Origin of the sequence: Streptomyces sp. NPDC052496 (assembly GCF_040679095.1) — a bacterium.
Classification (GTDB): Bacteria; Actinomycetota; Actinomycetes; order Streptomycetales; family Streptomycetaceae; genus Streptomyces.
In genome coordinates, this window is sequence record NZ_JBFAUH010000012.1 from 59,323 (window position 1) to 75,815 (window position 16,493).

The following is a 16,493-nucleotide window of genomic DNA, read 5'->3' on the forward strand; positions in this document are numbered from 1 at the left end:
CACGTCCGCCAACATGGGACGTCCGACGTCCGGAATGTTCCTGGCCGGCCGGGCCGCGCCGGTCCCCGTACGGCACGCGGCACGAGCAGAAAGCTGGTCACCGATGCACCCTCCCGCGCCGCTCCCCGTGAAGCCCCCCGCGCCCCTGCCCACCCCGCTCACCGGTGTCGTCCCGCCCCTGTGCACCCCGCTCACCCCGGACGGCCGGGTCGACACCCGCTCGCTCGCCGCGCTCACCACCCGGCTCATGGGCGCCGGGGTGAGCGGACTGTTCGTCCTCGGGTCCAGCGGTGAGGCCGCCCACCTGACGGACGCACAGCGCCGCACCGTCGTCGAGACGGTGGCCGGGGCGGCCGGCGGCCGGCTGCCCGTCCTCGCCGGCGCCATCGACATGACCACACCCCGCGTACTCGAACACGCCCGCCAGGCCCGCGACCTGGGCGCCGACGCGATCGTGGCCACCGCGCCCTTCTACACCCGCACCCACCCCGCCGAGATCGCCGGCCACTTCCAGCGGGTGCGCGACGGCGCCGGCCTGCCGTTGTTCGCGTACGACATCCCGATGGCCGTGCACACCAAGCTGCCCGCCGACACGGTGGTCAGGCTCGCCCGGGACGGCGTGCTGGCCGGTCTGAAGGACAGCAGCGGCGAGGACGGCGCGCTGCGGCGCCTTCTGGTGCGGGTGCGCGCGCAGGCACCGGACTTCTGCGTGCTCACCGGATCGGAACTGACCGTGGACGGTGCCCTGCTGGCCGGTGCCCACGGTGTCGTCCCCGGCCTGGGCAACGTCGACCCGCACGGCTACGTACGCCTGTACGAGCACGCCGCGGCGGGCCGCTGGCGCGAGGCCGCCGCCGAACAGGACCGGCTCGCCGCCCTCTTCGCCCTCACCGACGCGGGCGACCCGGCGGTGATGGGCCGCAACTCCTCCGCGCTGGGCGCCTTCAAGGCGGCCCTGCACCTCCAGGGCGTCATCGACTGCCCGGCCACCGCGCCGCCGCAGCTCCCGCTGGACGAGGCCGCCGTCGGGCGGGTCCGGCGCTGTCTGGAGGAAGCCGGGCTGCTATGAGGACGCGCTCCCCGCGGGGCGGCGGGCGGGCGCCCTGGTACCGGCAGGTGACGCCCCGCCAGTGGAAGGCGATGGCCGCCGCCTGGGTGGGCTACCTCCTGGACGGCTTCGACTTCGTCCTGATCACCCTCGTACTGACCGAGATCGCCGGCACGTTCGGGCTGAGCACGGCCGAAGCGGCAGCCCTGGTGTCCGGCGCGTTCGTCACCCGCTGGCTCGGCGGGGCGCTGCTCGGCGCCATGGGGGACCGGTACGGGCGCAAGGCCGCGATGATCGCCAGCATCCTGCTGTACTCGCTGGGCACGTTCGCCTGCGGTTTCGCCTGGGACTGGACCAGCCTGTTCGCCGCCCGGCTGATCATCGGCACGGGGATGGCGGGGGAGTACAGCGCCAGCGCCACGTACGTCCTGGAGAGCTGGCCCGCCGCCCTGCGCAACCGCGCCTCCGGCTTCCTGATATCCGGCTACGCGGGCGGCACGGTCCTCGCCGCCCAGCTGTACCGGTGGGTCGTGCCGCACTGGGGCTGGCGCTGGATGTTCTGGATCGGGGTGCTGCCCGTCCTGGTCGCCCTCTGGGTCCGCAGGTCGCTCCCGGAGGCAGACGACTGGAGCGTCGAGGTGACGGCCACCGGGGTACGGCCCCGGCCGTTCCGCCCGCTGTTCGCCGGGCGCGCCCGGCGCCGGCTCAACATCCTGCTCGCGGCCGTCGCGTCCGCCGCCCTGTGCTGCGTCTTCACCCCGGCGGGTACGGGCCACACCCTGTGGCTGTCGGCGCTCGCCGCGCTCTGTCTGACCGCGTTCGCCGTCCAGCTCGGCGGCCGGCGCGGCTGGGTACTCCACGTGTCCCTGACGTTCACCGTCTTCTGCGCGTTCCTCTACAGCTGGCCCGTCCAGGCGCTGCTGCCCACCTACCTCAAGACGGAGCTGGGGTACGCGCCCGGGCAGGTCGCGGACGTGATGTTCTACGCTGGGTTCGGCACGATGGCGGGCTGCTGGCTGGCGGGCTTCACGGGCGACCGGTTCGGCACCCGCCGCGCGTACGCCGGGACGCTGCTGGCGTCGCTCGCCTTCGTCTTCCCGGTGTTCGCCGTCCAGGACAGCCTGGTCGCCCTGGGGGTGCTGCTCTTCGGGCTGCTCGCCCTCGGCCAGGGCATCTCGGGCATCCTGCCCAAGTACCTCGCCGGGCACTTCCCGACGGCGGTCCGCGCGGCGTCGCTCGGCTTCGTCTACAACGTCGGCGCGCTCGGCGGGGCGGTCGCCCCGGTCCTCGGCGCCCGGCTCGCCGAGGGCATGTCACTGGGCCGGGCGCTGGCCGTCCTCACCTTCGGGCTGACGCTGGTCGTCGTCGTCCTGGTGGGCGGCGACGTACCGGTACGGCTCGCCCGCCTGCTGGACCGGACCGCGGTGGGCGACCACCTGGTGCCCGCCGGGACCGGGACGGGCGCGGCGGGCGGGGCCCCTGGGGCCGGCGGGACCGCGACGGATCCGGCGGGCGGGACCGGCGGTCAGCGCCCGAAGTGACGTACGTAGCGCCGCTGCCAGGGCGTCTCGACGGCCCGGCGGTCGTAAGCGCCGCGCACGAAGTCCACCGCCTGCCCGGCCGGCACGCCGTCCAGGACCGCCAGGCAGGCCAGGGCCGTCCCGGTCCGGCCGCGGCCGCCCCCGCAGGCGACCTCGACGCGCTCGGCCGCCGCGCGCTCCCACACCTGGCCGAACAGTTCCCGCGCCCGCGCCCGGTCGCTGGGCAGCCGGAAGTCCGGCCAGCGCAGCCAGCGGGCCTCCCAGGGGACCTCGGGCGGCTGCTTGCCGAGCAGGTACACGGCGAAGTCCGGTGCCGGGCCCGGCGGCAGCGGGCGGCGCAGGCCGCGCCCGCGGACCGTGCGCCCCGAAGGCAGCCGGAGCACCCCCGGACCGTCCTCCTGCCACGCCGTGTCCACCATGCCGTCCCCCTTTCCGCGCCGCCCTCGCCCGTCACTCCGTACGGTCCGACTCCCGCCCCAAGGACACTCCGCGCACGCCCTCCAGCTCCGTCAGCTGTTCCACGAGCGGGTGCGCCGAGCCCGTGCCCTCCAGGCGCAGCAGCACCTCGGCCGGTACCTGGTCGTCCGAGCCCGTCTCCACCTGGACGTCGGTCACCTGGAAGCCGCTGCTGGTGCAGATCTCCAGCATCCGGCCCAGCAGACCGTGCTGTGCACGGTAGCTCAGGCGCAGTTCGACGCGCTCGACGAACGGCGCACGCCGCCGCTCGGAGAACAGCTTCGGGAAACCGCGCACGACGAGGAAGTGGACGAGGGTCGCGCCCAGGGCCAGCAGGGGCAGGCCGCCGCCGCAGGCCATGCCGATGGCACAGGTCAGCCAGATCGTCGCGGCGGTCGTCAGGCCTCGTACCGCGTCCTTCTTCACGAAGATCAGGCCGCCGCCGATGAACCCGATGCCGGAGACGATCTGCGCGGCCACCCGGGACGGGTCCAGCGCGACGCCGTCCGTGCCCAGCAGCGCGTAGAAGCCGTGGACCGAGACCTCCATGAACAGCGCGCTGCCCACGCCGACGAGGGTGTGGGTGCGCAGCCCCGCGCTCTTCTGCTGTACCTGCCGCTCCAGCCCGATGAGGGAGGACAGGAGGAGGGCCAGGGCCAGTTCGGCGAACTGGCGGAGGCCCTGACCGTGGCTGATGTCGAACAACGGCGATGCGAGGTGCGTATGAGGCATCCGTCCATTGTCCATCCATGATCGGCGGACGGGCCGTTGTCAGTGGTCGCCGCTAGCGTGGATTTCACGGTGACCGGCGGACGGCCGGTCCGGAGCGCGAGGTGGTGGGTGCGGTGGGTGCGACGGTGCGGCGGTCCATATCCGGGGGCGGGCCCACCACCGGTTCCGACGGGGGAGCGCGCCGCTGGTGAAGTGGCGTGGGAAGGCCCGTGGCGGCGGTGGGAGTTGACCACCGCCGCCACGGGCTTTTCCGGTGCCGGCCGGTGGCCGCGGGGGCTTGTGGAAAGTGGAACACGTTCTTAACATCGCGAGTGTTACATCAGTAGTGTCACAGTGCTGCGGAGCTCAGGGGGCCCGATGGCAGGGACAGGGAACGGCGGCCCGCTGAGCGGGGTGCGCGTGGTGGAGCTGGCCGGCATCGGGCCCGGCCCGTTCGCCGGGATGCTCCTGGCCGACCTCGGCGCCGACGTGGTGCGCGTCGACCGGCCCGGCGGCTCCGGCCTCGGCGTCGACCCGGCGTACGACCTCACCAACCGCAACAAACGCTCCGTGCTGATCGACCTGAAGTCCGCCGCGGGCCCGGGACAGGTGCTGGACCTCGTGGAGCGCGCCGACATCCTGATCGAGGGATACCGCCCCGGCGTCGCCGAGCGCCTCGGCATCGGCCCCGACACCTGCCTGGCGCGCAACCCGCTGCTGGTCTACGGCCGGATGACCGGCTGGGGCCAGCAGGGGCCGCTGGCCGGGACCGCCGGGCACGACATCGGCTACATCGCCGTCACCGGCGCGCTCGGCATGACCGGCCCGCCCGACGGCCCGCCCGCCGCCCCCGCCAACCTCCTCGGCGACTACGCGGGCGGCTCCCTCTACCTGGTCGTCGGCGTCCTGGCCGCGCTCCGGCACGCGCAGACCGAAGGCGGCCGCGGCCAGGTCGTGGACGCGGCCATCGTCGACGGCACGGCCCACCTCACCGCGATGATCCACGCCATGCTCGCCGCGGGCGGCTGGCAGGACCGCCGCGGCGCCAACCTCCTCGACGGCGGCGCCCCGTTCTACGGCACGTACGAGACCGCCGACGGCGGCCACATGGCGGTCGGCGCGCTGGAACAGCGTTTCTACGGCGAGTTCGTCCGGCTGCTCGGCATCGAGGACACCGCACCGGCCCGCGACGACCTGGCCGCCTGGGAGGAGCTGCGGACCGTCATCGCCGCCCGCTTCAAGACCCGTACGCGCGCGGAGTGGACGGCCGTCTTCGAGGCGTCCGACGCCTGCGTGGCGCCCGTCCTCTCGCTGCGCGAAGCGCCCGGCCACCCGCATCTCGCCGCCCGCGGCACCTTCGCCGACCACGGCGGCATCACCCAGCCCGCACCGGCCCCGCGCTTCTCCGCCACCCCCGGCGCGATCCGGCGCCCGCCGGCCCGGCCCGGCGCCGACACGCTCGACGTGGCCCGCGACTGGGACGTCCCGGCGCTCACCGACCGCCGGGAGCCGGGCCCCGGCGCGGCCTGGCCCGACGGCACCCGCGCCGCGGACGCCGCCGCCCGGCCACCGGAAACGGACGGCTGATGGCCACCACCCCGCCGACGCACCGCCCGCCCCGAGGAGGCCGCACGCGATGACCGCGCAGCTGGAGCGCCAGATCTTCACCGAGGACCACGACGCCTTCCGCCGTACCGTACGGACCTTCCTCGAACGGGAAGTCCTGCCGCACTACGACCAGTGGGAGAAGGACGGCATCGTCAGCCGCGACGCCTGGCGCGCGGCGGGCAAACAGGGCCTGCTGGGCCTGGCCGTCCCCGAGGAGTACGGGGGCGGCGGCAACGCCGACTTCCGCTACGCCGCCGTGCTGGCCGAGGAGTTCACCCGGGCCGGTGCCGCCGGGCTCGCCGTCGGCCTGCACAACGACATCGTCGGCCCGTACCTGACCCAGCTCGCCACCGAGGAGCAGAAGCGCCGCTGGCTGCCCGGCTTCTGCAGCGGTGAGACCATCACCGCCATCGCCATGACCGAGCCGGGTGCCGGCTCCGACCTCCAGGGCATCCGCACCACCGCAGAGGACCGCGGCGACCACTGGCTGCTCAACGGCTCCAAGACGTTCATCTCCAACGGCATCCTCGCCGACCTGGTGATCGTCGTCGCCAGGACCACCCCGGAAGGCGGCGCGCACGGCCTGAGCCTGCTGGTCGTCGAGCGGGACATGCCGGGGTTCGAGCGCGGGCGCAACCTGGACAAGATCGGCCAGAAGGCGCAGGACACCGCCGAGCTGTTCTTCACCGGCGTACGGGTGCCCAAGGAGAACCTGCTCGGCGAGCTGAACGGCGCGTTCGTCCACCTGATGACCAACCTCGCGCAGGAGCGGATGGGCATCGCGGTCGCCGGGATCGCCGCCGCCGAACACCTGCTGGAGATCACCACCACCTACGTCAAGGAGCGCGAGGCGTTCGGCCGACCGCTCGCCAAGCTCCAGCACATCCGCTTCGAGATCGCCGAGATGGCGACCGAGTGCGCCGTCACCCGCGAGTTCCTGGACCGCTGCATCGTGGACCACTCCGACGGCAAGCTCGCCGCCGTACACGCCTCGATGGCCAAGTGGTGGGCCACCGAACTCCAGAAGCGCGTCGCCGACCGCTGCCTGCAACTGCACGGCGGCTACGGCTACATGAGCGAGTACCCGGTCGCCAGGGCCTTCACCGACGGCCGTATCCAGACCATCTACGGCGGCACCACCGAGATCATGAAGGAGATCATCGGCCGCTCCCTGCTCGGCTGACCGGCCCGCGCCCCGCACGTCCCACCGTTCCCCCGCCCCCACCCCCGCTGCTCCCGAGACAAGAGCTGGAAAGGCTGCACACCGTGACTTCCGAAGCGTACGTGTACGACGCGATCCGCACCCCGCGCGGCCGCGGCAAGGCCAACGGCGCGCTGCACGGCACCAAGCCGATCGACCTCGTCGTCGGCCTCATCCACGAGGTGCGCAGCCGCTTCCCGGACCTCGACCCGGCCGCCGTCGACGACATCGTGCTCGGTGTCGTCGGCCCGGTCGGCGACCAGGGCTCGGACATCGCCCGGATCGCGGCGATCGCCGCCGGGCTGCCCGACACCGTCGCGGGCGTCCAGGAGAACCGCTTCTGTGCCTCCGGCCTCGAAGCGGTCAACATGGCCGCCGCCAAGGTCCGCTCCGGCTGGGAGGACCTGGTCCTCGCGGGCGGCGTCGAGTCGATGTCGCGGGTGCCGATGGCCTCCGACGGCGGCGCCTGGTTCGCCGACCCGATGACCAACTTCGACACCGGCTTCGTCCCCCAGGGCATCGGCGCCGACCTCATCGCCACCATCGAGGGCTACAGCCGCCGCGACGTGGACGAATACGCCGCGCTGTCCCAGGAGCGCGCCGCCGCGGCCTGGAAGGACGGCCGCTTCGCCCGCTCCGTCGTCCCCGTCACCGACCGCAACGGCCTGGTCGTCCTCGACCACGACGAGCACATGAGGCCCGGCACCACCGCCGACTCGCTGGCCGGCCTCAAGCCGTCCTTCGCCACCATCGGCGACCTGGGCGGCTTCGACGCGGTGGCGCTCCAGAAGTACCACTGGGTCGAGAAGATCGACCACGTCCACCACGCGGGCAACGCCTCCGGCATCGTGGACGGCGCGGCCCTGGTCGCCATCGGCTCCCGCGCGGTCGGCGAGCGCTACGGCCTCACCCCGCGCGCCCGTATCGTCTCCGCCGCGGTCTCCGGCTCCGAGCCCACGATCATGCTCACCGGCCCCGCGCCCGCCAGCCGCAAGGCGCTGGCCAAGGCCGGCCTGACCATCGACGACATCGACCTCGTGGAGATCAACGAGGCGTTCGCCGCGGTCGTGCTGCGGTTCGTCAAGGACCTGGGCCTGAGCCTGGACAAGGTCAACGTCAACGGCGGCGCCATCGCCATGGGCCACCCCCTCGGCGCCACCGGCGCGATGATCCTGGGCACCCTCGTCGACGAACTGGAACGCCAGGACAAGCGCTACGGCCTGGCCACCCTCTGTGTCGGCGGCGGCATGGGCATCGCCACCGTCATCGAGCGCGTCTGACCCTCGTCCGCACCCACTACGGAGCACGCATCATGACCGAGTCCACCACCATCCGCTGGGAACAGGACGAGACCGGCGTCGTCACCCTGGTCCTGGACGACCCGGACCAGTCCGCCAACACGATGAACGCCGCCTTCAAGACCTCGCTGACGGCCGTCGCCGACCGTCTGGAGGCCGAGCGCGACACCGTACGCGGCGTCATCGTCACCTCCGCCAAGAAGACCTTCTTCGCCGGCGGCGACCTGCGCGACCTGATCGCCGTCACCCCCGAGCACGCCCAGCGGGCGTTCGAGACGGGCCAGGGCATCAAGCGCGACCTGCGCCGCATCGAGACCCTCGGCAAGCCGGTCGTCGCCGCCATCAACGGCGCGGCCCTCGGCGGCGGTTACGAGCTGGCGCTGGCCTGCCACCACCGCGTCGCCCTCGACACCCGCGCCACCAGGATCGGCCTGCCCGAGGTGACCCTCGGCCTGCTCCCGGCGGCCGGCGGCGTGGTCCGTACGGTCCGGCTGCTCGGCATCGCCGACGCGCTGCTGAAGGTGCTGCTCCAGGGCACCCAGTACAACGCCGTCCGCGCCCAGGAGAACGGCCTGGTCCACGAGGTCGCGGCCACCCCCGAGGAACTGATCGAGAAGGCGCGCGCGTTCATCGACGCGCACCCCGAGTCCCAGCAGCCCTGGGACGTCAAGGGGTACCGGATCCCCGGCGGCACCCCGGCACACCCGAAGTTCGCCGCCAACCTCCCCGCCTTCCCCGCCAACCTGAAGAAGCAGCTCAACGGCGCCCCGTACCCGGCCCCGCGCAACATCCTCGCGGCGGCCGTCGAAGGTTCCCAGGTCGACTTCGAGACCGCGCAGACCATCGAGGCGCGCTACTTCGTCGAACTGGTCACCGGCCAGACCTCCAAGAACATGATCCAGGCGTTCTTCTTCGACCTCCAGGCCGTCAACTCCGGCGCCAGCCGCCCCAAGGACGTCGCGCCGCGCACCGTCCAGAAGGTCGCCGTGCTCGGCGCCGGCATGATGGGCGCCGGCATCGCGTACGCCTGCGCCAAGGCCGGCATCGACGTCGTCCTCAAGGACGTCTCGCCGGAAGCGGCGCAGAAGGGCAAGGCGTACTCGGAAGGGCTGCTCGCCAAGGCGCTCGGCCGCGGCCGCACGACCGAGGCGAAGCGGGACGAGCTGCTGGCCCGTATCACCCCCACCGCCGACCCGCGGGACCTGGCCGGCTGCGACGCGGTCATCGAGGCGGTCTTCGAGGACACCGCCCTCAAGCACAAGGTGTTCCAGGAGATCCAGCACATCGTCGCCCCCGACGCGCTGCTGTGCTCCAACACCTCCACCCTCCCCATCACGGGCCTGGCCGAAGGCGTCGAGCGGGCGGCCGACTTCATCGGCCTGCACTTCTTCTCGCCCGTCGACAAGATGCCGCTGGTGGAGATCATCAAGGGCGAGCGGACCGGTGACGAGGCGCTGGCCCGCGCCTTCGACCTGGTACGCCAGATCCGCAAGACCCCCATCGTCGTCAACGACTCGCGGGGCTTCTTCACCTCCCGCGTCATCGGCCACTTCATCAACGAGGGGGTGGCGATGGTCGGCGAGGGCGTCGAGCCGGCCTCGGTCGAACAGGCCGCGGCCCAGGCCGGCTACCCGGCCAAGGTGCTGTCCCTGATGGACGAGCTGACCCTCACCCTCCCGCGCAAGATCCGCGACGAGACCCGGCGGGCGGTGGAGGCGGCCGGCGGCACCTGGGCGGAGCACCCGGCCGACACCGTCATCGACCGCATGGTCGACGAGTTCGGGCGGCCGGGCCGCAGCGGCGGCGGGGGCTTCTACGAGTACGGCGAGGACGGCAGGCGGGCCGGCCTGTGGCCGGGCCTGCGCGAGCACTTCACCAAGGCCGACGCCACGGTCCCGTTCCGGGACATGCAGGAGCGGATGCTGTTCGCCGAGGCGCTGGACACGGTCCGGTGCTTCGAGGAGGGCGTGCTGACCTCCGTCGCGGACGCCAACATCGGCTCCATCCTGGGCATCGGTTTCCCCGGCTGGACCGGCGGCGTCCTCCAGTACATCAACGGGTACGACGGCGGACTGCCCGGCTTCGTCGCCCGCGCCCGCGAGCTCCAGGCGGCGTACGGGGAGCGGTTCGCGCCGCCCGCGCTGCTGGTGGAGAAGGCGGCGAAGGGGGAGAAGTTCAGCGACGCGTAGCTGACGCGTAGCCCGTACGGCGTGGCGTACGGCGTGGCGTGCGGACCGGCCTGCCGGGGCCGGTCCGCACCACGAGCGCCCCCGGCCCGCCGCGGGTCAGTCCCGCCGCAGACGCCACGCCGCACGGGAGCCGGCCCGGCCCGGCACGGGCTCGATCTGCCCCGCGTCCCGCAGCCGGTGGAAGACCCGCTTCATCCGGTTCTCGGAGGCGATCCCGGTGATCCGGCGGGCGATCCGGTTGGGGATCTCCGGGTTGGCCCGCAGGTACTGGAGCACCAGCTCCTCGGGCCGGGCCAGCGGCGTGTGCTCCAGCACCACGACGAAGGCGTTGGTCTCCACGAAGAACCGCGGCTCCTTGAGCTTCGCCGCCTTCATCGTGCTCACCACCGTGTCCAGCCCCTCGCCGATGTCCTTGTTGGGCGGGTCCGGGTACTTGTTCAGCAGCCGCACGATCGTGGGGTTGCGTGCGAAGCGGTCCGTGAACAGGTTGTCCGGCGTCATGTGGCCGGGCAGCCGGCCAGGGCTGCGGACCTCCACCCGGTTGTCGAACACCGAGATCAGGATGTCGTCGGAGAGGTTGTAGTCCCGGTGGATCACCGCATTGACGATGATCTCCTTCAGTGCCTCCGGCGGATAGGCCATCGGCGACAGCGAGCCGTCCGGGCCCAGCACCGGCACCGACTGGATGATCCGGGTGACCGCCGCCAGCGTCCGGTCGATCAGCACCCGCGCCGGCCCGTCCACCGTCGTCGGCGCCGCCGCCAGGTGCCGGCGGTCGGGGACCTGTTCCCCGGTCTCGTACCGGGCGATCTTCACCGAGCACTTCTTCGGTACGACGGCGGGCGGCTCGGCGGCGAACAGGACGGCACCGGCGACGGTGGCCCGCGCCCCGCCGCGGTCCACCAGGCGCTGCCGGCGCAGGAAGCGTTCGGCGGAGGTGCGCGGGCTGTACCGGCCGAGGAAGACGTGCAGTTCGTCCTCGTCCCGCAGCTCCTCCAGGGCGTAGTCGCGCAGCAGCTGGTCCTCGTAGGAACGGGCGCCCTTGGAGAGCGACAGATCGGTGATCTGCGTCCCCTTCAGCCGCCGCGACTGCGCGCCGCGGCGCTGCGGCACCTCGCCGCGGGCCGTGCGGTGCACGTCCGGGCTCTTGTGCACCGTGACCAGACAGGCCCACCCCAGCTCCGGGTGCCCGGCCACCCGCAGGAACTCGATGTCGTACGGAACCGGCGGCTCCACCTGGTCGACCATGGCCTGCTGGACGAAGTTGGCGTCCTCCAGCGAGGCGAACCCGCGCCACCGCGCCAGCCCGCGCCCGCTGCGCGGGTCCTCGATGCCGACGATGAACTCACCGCCCTCGGCGTTGGCCAGGGCCGCGGCGATGACCTGCACGACCGCCCCGCCGCTGCGGCCGCTCTTGAACTCCCAGAAGTGGCTCTCCTGCCGGGCGAGGAGGTCCGCCGCCTCGGCCCGGGAAACACTGCGCCCCTCCACCCACGGCCTCGTCTCGCTCGTCGGGCTGTGCCGCACCACCGGCCGCACCCGCCGGACCGGTACCCAGGTCATGCCCGCCGGGCGCCGGCTCACTCCTCGGCGTAGGTCGCCCGCAGCTCCTCGCGCATCGACCGCTGGAAGGCCGTCACCAGCGCCTGCACCACCATCGGCTGCATATGGGCGGAGAGCGACTTCATCGACTCCACCTGCTCCGGGTCCGACTCGCGCTCCCGGTAGGGGCCCCACACCTCGTCGTGGAAGAGCCGGGTCAGCTCGCGCGCCGCCGAGCGGGTGTGCTCCTGCACGACGGTACGGGCGGCGAGCAGCGTCTCCAGGGCGACCGGGACGTCCAGCAGCCGGATGCCCAGGTGCAGGACGGCCGGATCGACCCGGAAGGCGTCGGGGTCCTCGGTGCGCTCCAGGACGTCCATCGCCGCCAGCCGGTCGATGTCGTCCTCGCTCAGCGCCCGGCCCGCGCGGCGCTCCAGGTGGGCGCGGGTGGCCTCCTCGGCGGAGTCCGGTGACCAGGAGGCGACCAGCGCGCGGTGGATGGCGAGGTCGTGCTCGCTGAGGTCGTCGGGCAGGTTGGCGAGGTAGCGCTCGATGGCGGCCAGGGTCATGCCGTGGTGCTGGAGTTCCTCGATCAGCGCGAGCCGGGACAGGTGGGCGGCGCCGTAGCGGCCGACGCGGCGCGGGCCGATCGCGGGCGGCGGCAGCAGGCCGCGGGTGCTGTAGAAGCGGACGGTGCGTACGGTCACGCCCGCGCGGGCGGCCAGCTCGTCGACGGTGAGTGTCGGTTCTTCCCCGGTCCCGGTGGCCATGCCGCGCCTCACTTCCCTCACTGTGTCCGCGCGGGTGCCCGCGCCCCCTCGGTCCGCCGTGTCCCGTGGCGCGGCCCGTGTTCAACAGTATTGCTGTCTCACCAGCTGTGTGAAACCACCAGGACGTGGCGGAGGCGCCACCTCGCCGTCGCTCCGCCGTCGGTTTCCAGCCATCACCGACCGGAACGCGACGCCCGCGCCGTCCCGTTGGGTGAGGAATGGTGACCGGAGCGTGGCGGAATTCCGGGCTCATGAGCATGACCCCGACAAGTCATTCCGGGCATACCGGGGCGGATTATTGATGGCTCATACACGCTGTGATCCAGCACACAGACGAGGGGGCGGCTCTGGGGGAAGGTGTGCCGTCGGCCGGACTCGCGTGACCCGTGGGACCGGCGACGGCTCCATCGCCTGCCCGAAAGCGAGATGAACCAGCTGTGAGCACGGAAACCGTCCAGGAAGACGCCCACAGGCCACCGGACGGGGGGAAGGCCTCGACCGCCCAGGACGCGGGAGACGCCGGATACAGCAAGGGCCTCAAGGGCCGGCACATCAACATGATCGCCATCGGCGGCGCGATCGGCACCGGCCTGTTCCTGGGCGCCGGCGGCCGGCTCGCCTCCGCCGGACCCGCGCTCGCCGTCGCGTACGCGGTCTGCGGCCTGTTCGCGTTCTTCGTCGTACGGGCCCTGGGCGAACTGGTGCTGCACCGCCCGTCCTCCGGCTCCTTCGTCTCCTACGCGCGCGAGTTCCTGGGGGAGAAGGGCGCGTACGTCGCGGGCTGGATGTACGTCGTCAACTGGTCCACGACCGGTATCGCCGACATCACCGCGATCGCCCTCTACACCCACTACTGGAGCCTGTTCACCGCCGTCCCGCAGTGGGTCATGGCGCTGATCGCGCTCGCGGTGGTGCTGTCCATCAACCTCATCTCGGTGAAGATCTTCGGTGAGATGGAGTTCTGGTTCGCGATCATCAAGGTCGCGGCCCTGGTCGTCTTCATGTTCATCGGGATCTTCCTGCTGGCCACCCAGCACCCGGTGAGCGGCGAGACCCCCGGCCTGCACCTGATCACCGACCACGGCGGCTTCTTCCCGAGCGGCCTGCTGCCCGTGGTGGTCGTGCTGCAGGGCGTAGTCTTCGCCTACTCCGCCGTCGAACTGGTCGGCGTCACCGCGGGCGAGACCAGCGAGCCGGAGAAGGTCGTGCCCAAGGCCGTGAACTCGATCATGTGGCGGGTCGGTGTCTTCTACGTCGGCTCCGTCATCCTGCTCGCGCTGCTGCTGCCGTGGAACAAGTACACCGGCTCCGAGAGCCCCTTCGTGACCGTGCTGTCCAACGTGGGCGTGCCGGCCGCGGGCGACGTGATGAACCTCGTCGTCCTCACCGCCGCCATGTCCAGCCTCAACTCCGGCCTGTACTCGACCGGCCGCATCCTGCGCTCGATGTCGATGGCCGGCTCGGCGCCGAAGTTCGCCGCCCTGATGAACCGCAACCAGGTGCCGTACGGCGGCATCATGCTCACCTCCGCGGTGTGCGTGCTGGGCGTCGGCCTCAACTACTGGCTGCCCGGCAAGGCCTTCGAGATCGTGCTGAACATCGCGGCGCTCGGCATCATCAGCACCTGGTGCACGATCATGCTCTGTCACATGGTCTTCGTCCGGCGCTCCCGCGCGGGCCTGGTCGACCGCCCCCGCTTCCAGCTGCCGGGCACGCCCGTCACCGATATCGCGACCATCGCCTTCCTGCTCGGCGTCGTCGTCCTGATGGCCTTCGACAGCGAGGGCGTGGGGCAGCAGACCGTGATGCTGGTACCGGTCATCGGTGCCGCGCTGGTCGCGGGCTGGTTCGCGGTCCGCGGCCGGGTGAGCCGGATCGCGGCCGAGCGCGAACAGGCCGCGACGGCCGGCCGGGGGACGCTCGACAAGAGCTGACCGCGAAGCCGCCGGACACGGCGAGGGGCGGTCGCGCGCACGCCGCGCGGCCGCCCCTCGCCGTATGCCGTCGAGATCGTGGGCGCCATGAGTGAACCGGTGGAGCGGGTGGACGAGCAGGACCGAGTGGTGGGGGCCGCCGACCGGGGCGAGGCCATCTGCAGGAGGTGGCCGCACCGGGTGGCGACGGTCGTCTGCCGTGCTGCGGAGGGCGGCGAATTCGTGCACCGGCGGCCGGACGACGTCTCACGGTTTCCGGGCCAGTACAACTGGCTCACCTTCCTGCGCCGAGGGGCGATCAGCCCGTACTGGCTCGGCGTGCACGAGGCCGGCATCGCGGACGGGGTGGCGCCCGGTCGGTCGGAGGTCGCCTGGCACGACTGGCTCCCCGAGTCTGCCCTCGGAAAGGCTCTGCGGCTGTGGCCGTTCGTGCCCGACGGCCGGGAAGCCTTCACGCAGTACGCAGTACGCCGTGCTCCCGGGGACGGTTGACGGACCGGTGACGGCCCCGGCCGGGCGCCGGGAGGGAGGAGTCGGCGCCGGGCGACCCGCCATGACGTGGGCGGAAGCGTCACCGGCCAGTTCCACCAACGGTCCGCGCATCACCAGGCCAACCCGGAACCGCGCCATATGACCTTCGAAGCGCCCGCCGCGCTCAGTCGCCCGCCGCCTTCGCCGCCGCCTCGGCCCGTGCCGTGCGGTCCGCCGCGCGCCGGATGACCGTCGTCAGCACCGTGACCACACAGGTCAGGGCGACCGAGACCGCGGTGGTCCACATGGCGGCCCGGGCGTAACCGGCGGCGCTCGGCGCGCTGCCGGCCAGGGCGAAGAAGGCGGCGCCGATGACCGCGACGCCGGCCGCGCCGCCGAACTGCTGGGCGGTGGTGAGCACTCCGGCGCCGATCCCGGCCCGCCGCGCGGGTACGCGGACCAGCGAGGCGCCGATCAGCTGCGGGAAGGTGAGCCCGTTGCCCACTCCGGCCACCGCCATCGTCACGACGACCCAGGGCAGCACCCCGCGGTCCGGCCGGAAGTGCAGCGCGAGGGTGAGCGCCGTCAGGCCGGTCACCGTGACGACACTGCCCAGTTGCAGGACGCGCAGGCCGAAGCGCTGCACCAGCGGGCGGCTGCACAGTGAGCTGGCGGCGAAGCAGACGCCGGTCGGCGCGAAGGCCAGCCCCGCCCCGAACGGCCCCAGCCCGAAACCGCCCTGGAGCAGCAGCGTCAGGGTGAACATCACGCTCGCCCAGTACGCCATGAAGGCCGCCCCCGTCACCACCCCGGCGAGGTAGGACCCTTCGCGGAACAGCGCGAGGTCGAGCACGGGATCGCCGCCGCGGGCGGCCAGCGCCCGCTGCCAGAGCACCGTGGCCGCGCCCACCGGCACCGAGGCGGCCAGACAGAGCCAGGTCCAGAGGGGCCAGCCGGCGGTGCGTCCCATGGCGAGCGGTACGAGCACCAGGCCCAGCGTCAGGGCCACGCCGCCCGCGCCGGCCAGGTCCAGCCGGGCCCGGCGGCCGGAGCGCACCGAGGGCAGGAAGCGCAGCGCCAGCAGGGCCGCGGCCACGCCGATCGGCACGTTGACCAGGAACAGGATCCGCCACCCCAGCCCGAGGACGTCGGCGTCCAGCAGCAGTCCGCCGAGCACCTGGCCGGCGACCGAGGCCGTACCGCCGGCGACGCCGTACCAGGCCATCGCCCGGCCCCGCGCGTGCGGCGGGAACGAGGCGGTGATCGTGGCGAGCACCTGCGGCACCATGACGGCCCCGGCGAAGCCCTGGAGCAGCCGGGCGCCGACCAGTTGGGCCGGGCTGACCGCGATGCCGCACAGCAGGGAGGTGACGGCGAAGGCGGCCAGCCCGGCGATGAACGTGCGCCGGTGCCCGAAGAGGTCGCCGAGCCGGCCGCCGGTGATCATGCCGCTGGCGTACGCGAAGGCATAGCCGCCGACGATCAGTTCGAGGGCGGCGGGCCCGGTGTGCAGGTCCTTCTCGAACGAGGGGGCGGCGACGTTGACGACGAAGAAGTCGAACTGGGCCATGAACCACGCGGACAGCAGGACGGCGAGCAGCGGTCCCGGGCGCAGTGCGGCGGTGGCGGGGGAGGGCCGCCCGGGCGTGGCCCGTGGATCGGCTGATAACTCGGTCACGCCAGCATCCTGGACCCTCTGTATCCAGGAAAGCAAGTGGCGCATG

General features: G+C 72.7%; 13 protein-coding genes. 8 read left to right on the plus strand and 5 right to left on the minus strand.

The window, feature by feature from the left end; translation table 11 throughout:
* Positions 1–103: 103 nt before the first annotated feature.
* Both AB0L45_RS17455 and AB0L45_RS17460 read left to right on the plus strand, forming a co-directional pair.
* Positions 104–1,069, plus strand: a complete 966-nt coding sequence (locus AB0L45_RS17455; protein WP_365840970.1) for a dihydrodipicolinate synthase family protein — start codon at positions 104–106, stop codon at positions 1,067–1,069.
* Positions 1,066–2,589, plus strand: coding sequence for a sialate:H+ symport family MFS transporter (locus AB0L45_RS17460; RefSeq protein WP_365840708.1), 1,524 nt, complete (start codon positions 1,066–1,068; stop codon positions 2,587–2,589). Before AB0L45_RS17455 ends, AB0L45_RS17460 begins: the two co-directional genes overlap by 4 nt.
* Here the strand turns inward: AB0L45_RS17460 and AB0L45_RS17465 are convergent.
* The gene (locus tag AB0L45_RS17465) at positions 2,574–3,008 is read right to left on the minus strand and encodes a protein-tyrosine phosphatase family protein (RefSeq protein WP_365840710.1); all 435 of its coding nucleotides are present in this window, start codon (positions 3,006–3,008) and stop codon (positions 2,574–2,576) included. The genes AB0L45_RS17460 and AB0L45_RS17465 overlap by 16 nt on opposite strands.
* A 31-nt stretch (positions 3,009–3,039) precedes the next feature.
* On the minus strand, positions 3,040–3,777 hold the full coding sequence (locus AB0L45_RS17470; RefSeq protein ID WP_365840711.1) for an MgtC/SapB family protein: 738 nt from the start codon (positions 3,775–3,777) through the stop codon (positions 3,040–3,042).
* A 357-nt stretch (positions 3,778–4,134) separates the two neighbouring features.
* Here AB0L45_RS17470 and AB0L45_RS17475 point away from each other — a divergent pair, with 357 nt between their 5' ends.
* The 4 genes from AB0L45_RS17475 to AB0L45_RS17490 all read left to right on the plus strand — a co-directional run bounded on the left by AB0L45_RS17475 (position 4,135) and on the right by AB0L45_RS17490 (position 10,052).
* Positions 4,135–5,343 carry a CaiB/BaiF CoA-transferase family protein gene (locus AB0L45_RS17475; protein WP_365840713.1) on the plus strand — a complete coding sequence of 403 codons (1,209 nt, stop codon included), beginning with the start codon at positions 4,135–4,137 and terminating at the stop codon, positions 5,341–5,343.
* Positions 5,344–5,404: 61 nt separating this feature from the next.
* On the plus strand, positions 5,405–6,547 hold the full coding sequence (locus AB0L45_RS17480) for an acyl-CoA dehydrogenase family protein (protein WP_365840972.1): 1,143 nt from the start codon (positions 5,405–5,407) through the stop codon (positions 6,545–6,547).
* Between the two features lie 83 nt (positions 6,548–6,630).
* A complete protein-coding gene (locus AB0L45_RS17485; protein ID WP_365840715.1) occupies positions 6,631–7,845 on the plus strand; it encodes an acetyl-CoA C-acetyltransferase in 1,215 nt (404 codons plus the stop codon).
* Between the two features lie 32 nt (positions 7,846–7,877).
* Positions 7,878–10,052 carry a 3-hydroxyacyl-CoA dehydrogenase NAD-binding domain-containing protein gene (locus tag AB0L45_RS17490; RefSeq protein WP_365840717.1) on the plus strand — a complete coding sequence of 725 codons (2,175 nt, stop codon included), beginning with the start codon at positions 7,878–7,880 and terminating at the stop codon, positions 10,050–10,052.
* A 96-nt stretch (positions 10,053–10,148) separates the two neighbouring features.
* Here AB0L45_RS17490 and AB0L45_RS17495 read toward each other — a convergent pair whose 3' ends face one another.
* Positions 10,149–11,615 carry an ATP-binding protein gene (locus tag AB0L45_RS17495; protein WP_365840718.1) on the minus strand — a complete coding sequence of 489 codons (1,467 nt, stop codon included), beginning with the start codon at positions 11,613–11,615 and terminating at the stop codon, positions 10,149–10,151.
* Positions 11,616–11,632: 17 nt separating this feature from the next.
* Positions 11,633–12,364 carry a MerR family transcriptional regulator gene (locus AB0L45_RS17500; RefSeq protein WP_365840720.1) on the minus strand — a complete coding sequence of 244 codons (732 nt, stop codon included), beginning with the start codon at positions 12,362–12,364 and terminating at the stop codon, positions 11,633–11,635.
* A 437-nt stretch (positions 12,365–12,801) separates the two neighbouring features.
* Here AB0L45_RS17500 and AB0L45_RS17505 point away from each other — a divergent pair, with 437 nt between their 5' ends.
* Both AB0L45_RS17505 and AB0L45_RS17510 read left to right on the plus strand, forming a co-directional pair.
* Complete coding sequence (locus AB0L45_RS17505) at positions 12,802–14,298, plus strand: amino acid permease (protein WP_365840722.1); 1,497 nt, start codon at positions 12,802–12,804, stop codon at positions 14,296–14,298.
* Between the two features lie 87 nt (positions 14,299–14,385).
* Positions 14,386–14,790 carry an NTP pyrophosphohydrolase gene (locus tag AB0L45_RS17510; protein ID WP_365840724.1) on the plus strand — a complete coding sequence of 135 codons (405 nt, stop codon included), beginning with the start codon at positions 14,386–14,388 and terminating at the stop codon, positions 14,788–14,790.
* A gap of 163 nt (positions 14,791–14,953) precedes the next feature.
* Here the strand turns inward: AB0L45_RS17510 and AB0L45_RS17515 are convergent, their stop codons facing one another.
* Positions 14,954–16,447 carry an MFS transporter gene (locus AB0L45_RS17515; RefSeq protein WP_365840726.1) on the minus strand — a complete coding sequence of 498 codons (1,494 nt, stop codon included), beginning with the start codon at positions 16,445–16,447 and terminating at the stop codon, positions 14,954–14,956.
* Between the last annotated feature and the right edge of the window lie 46 nt (positions 16,448–16,493).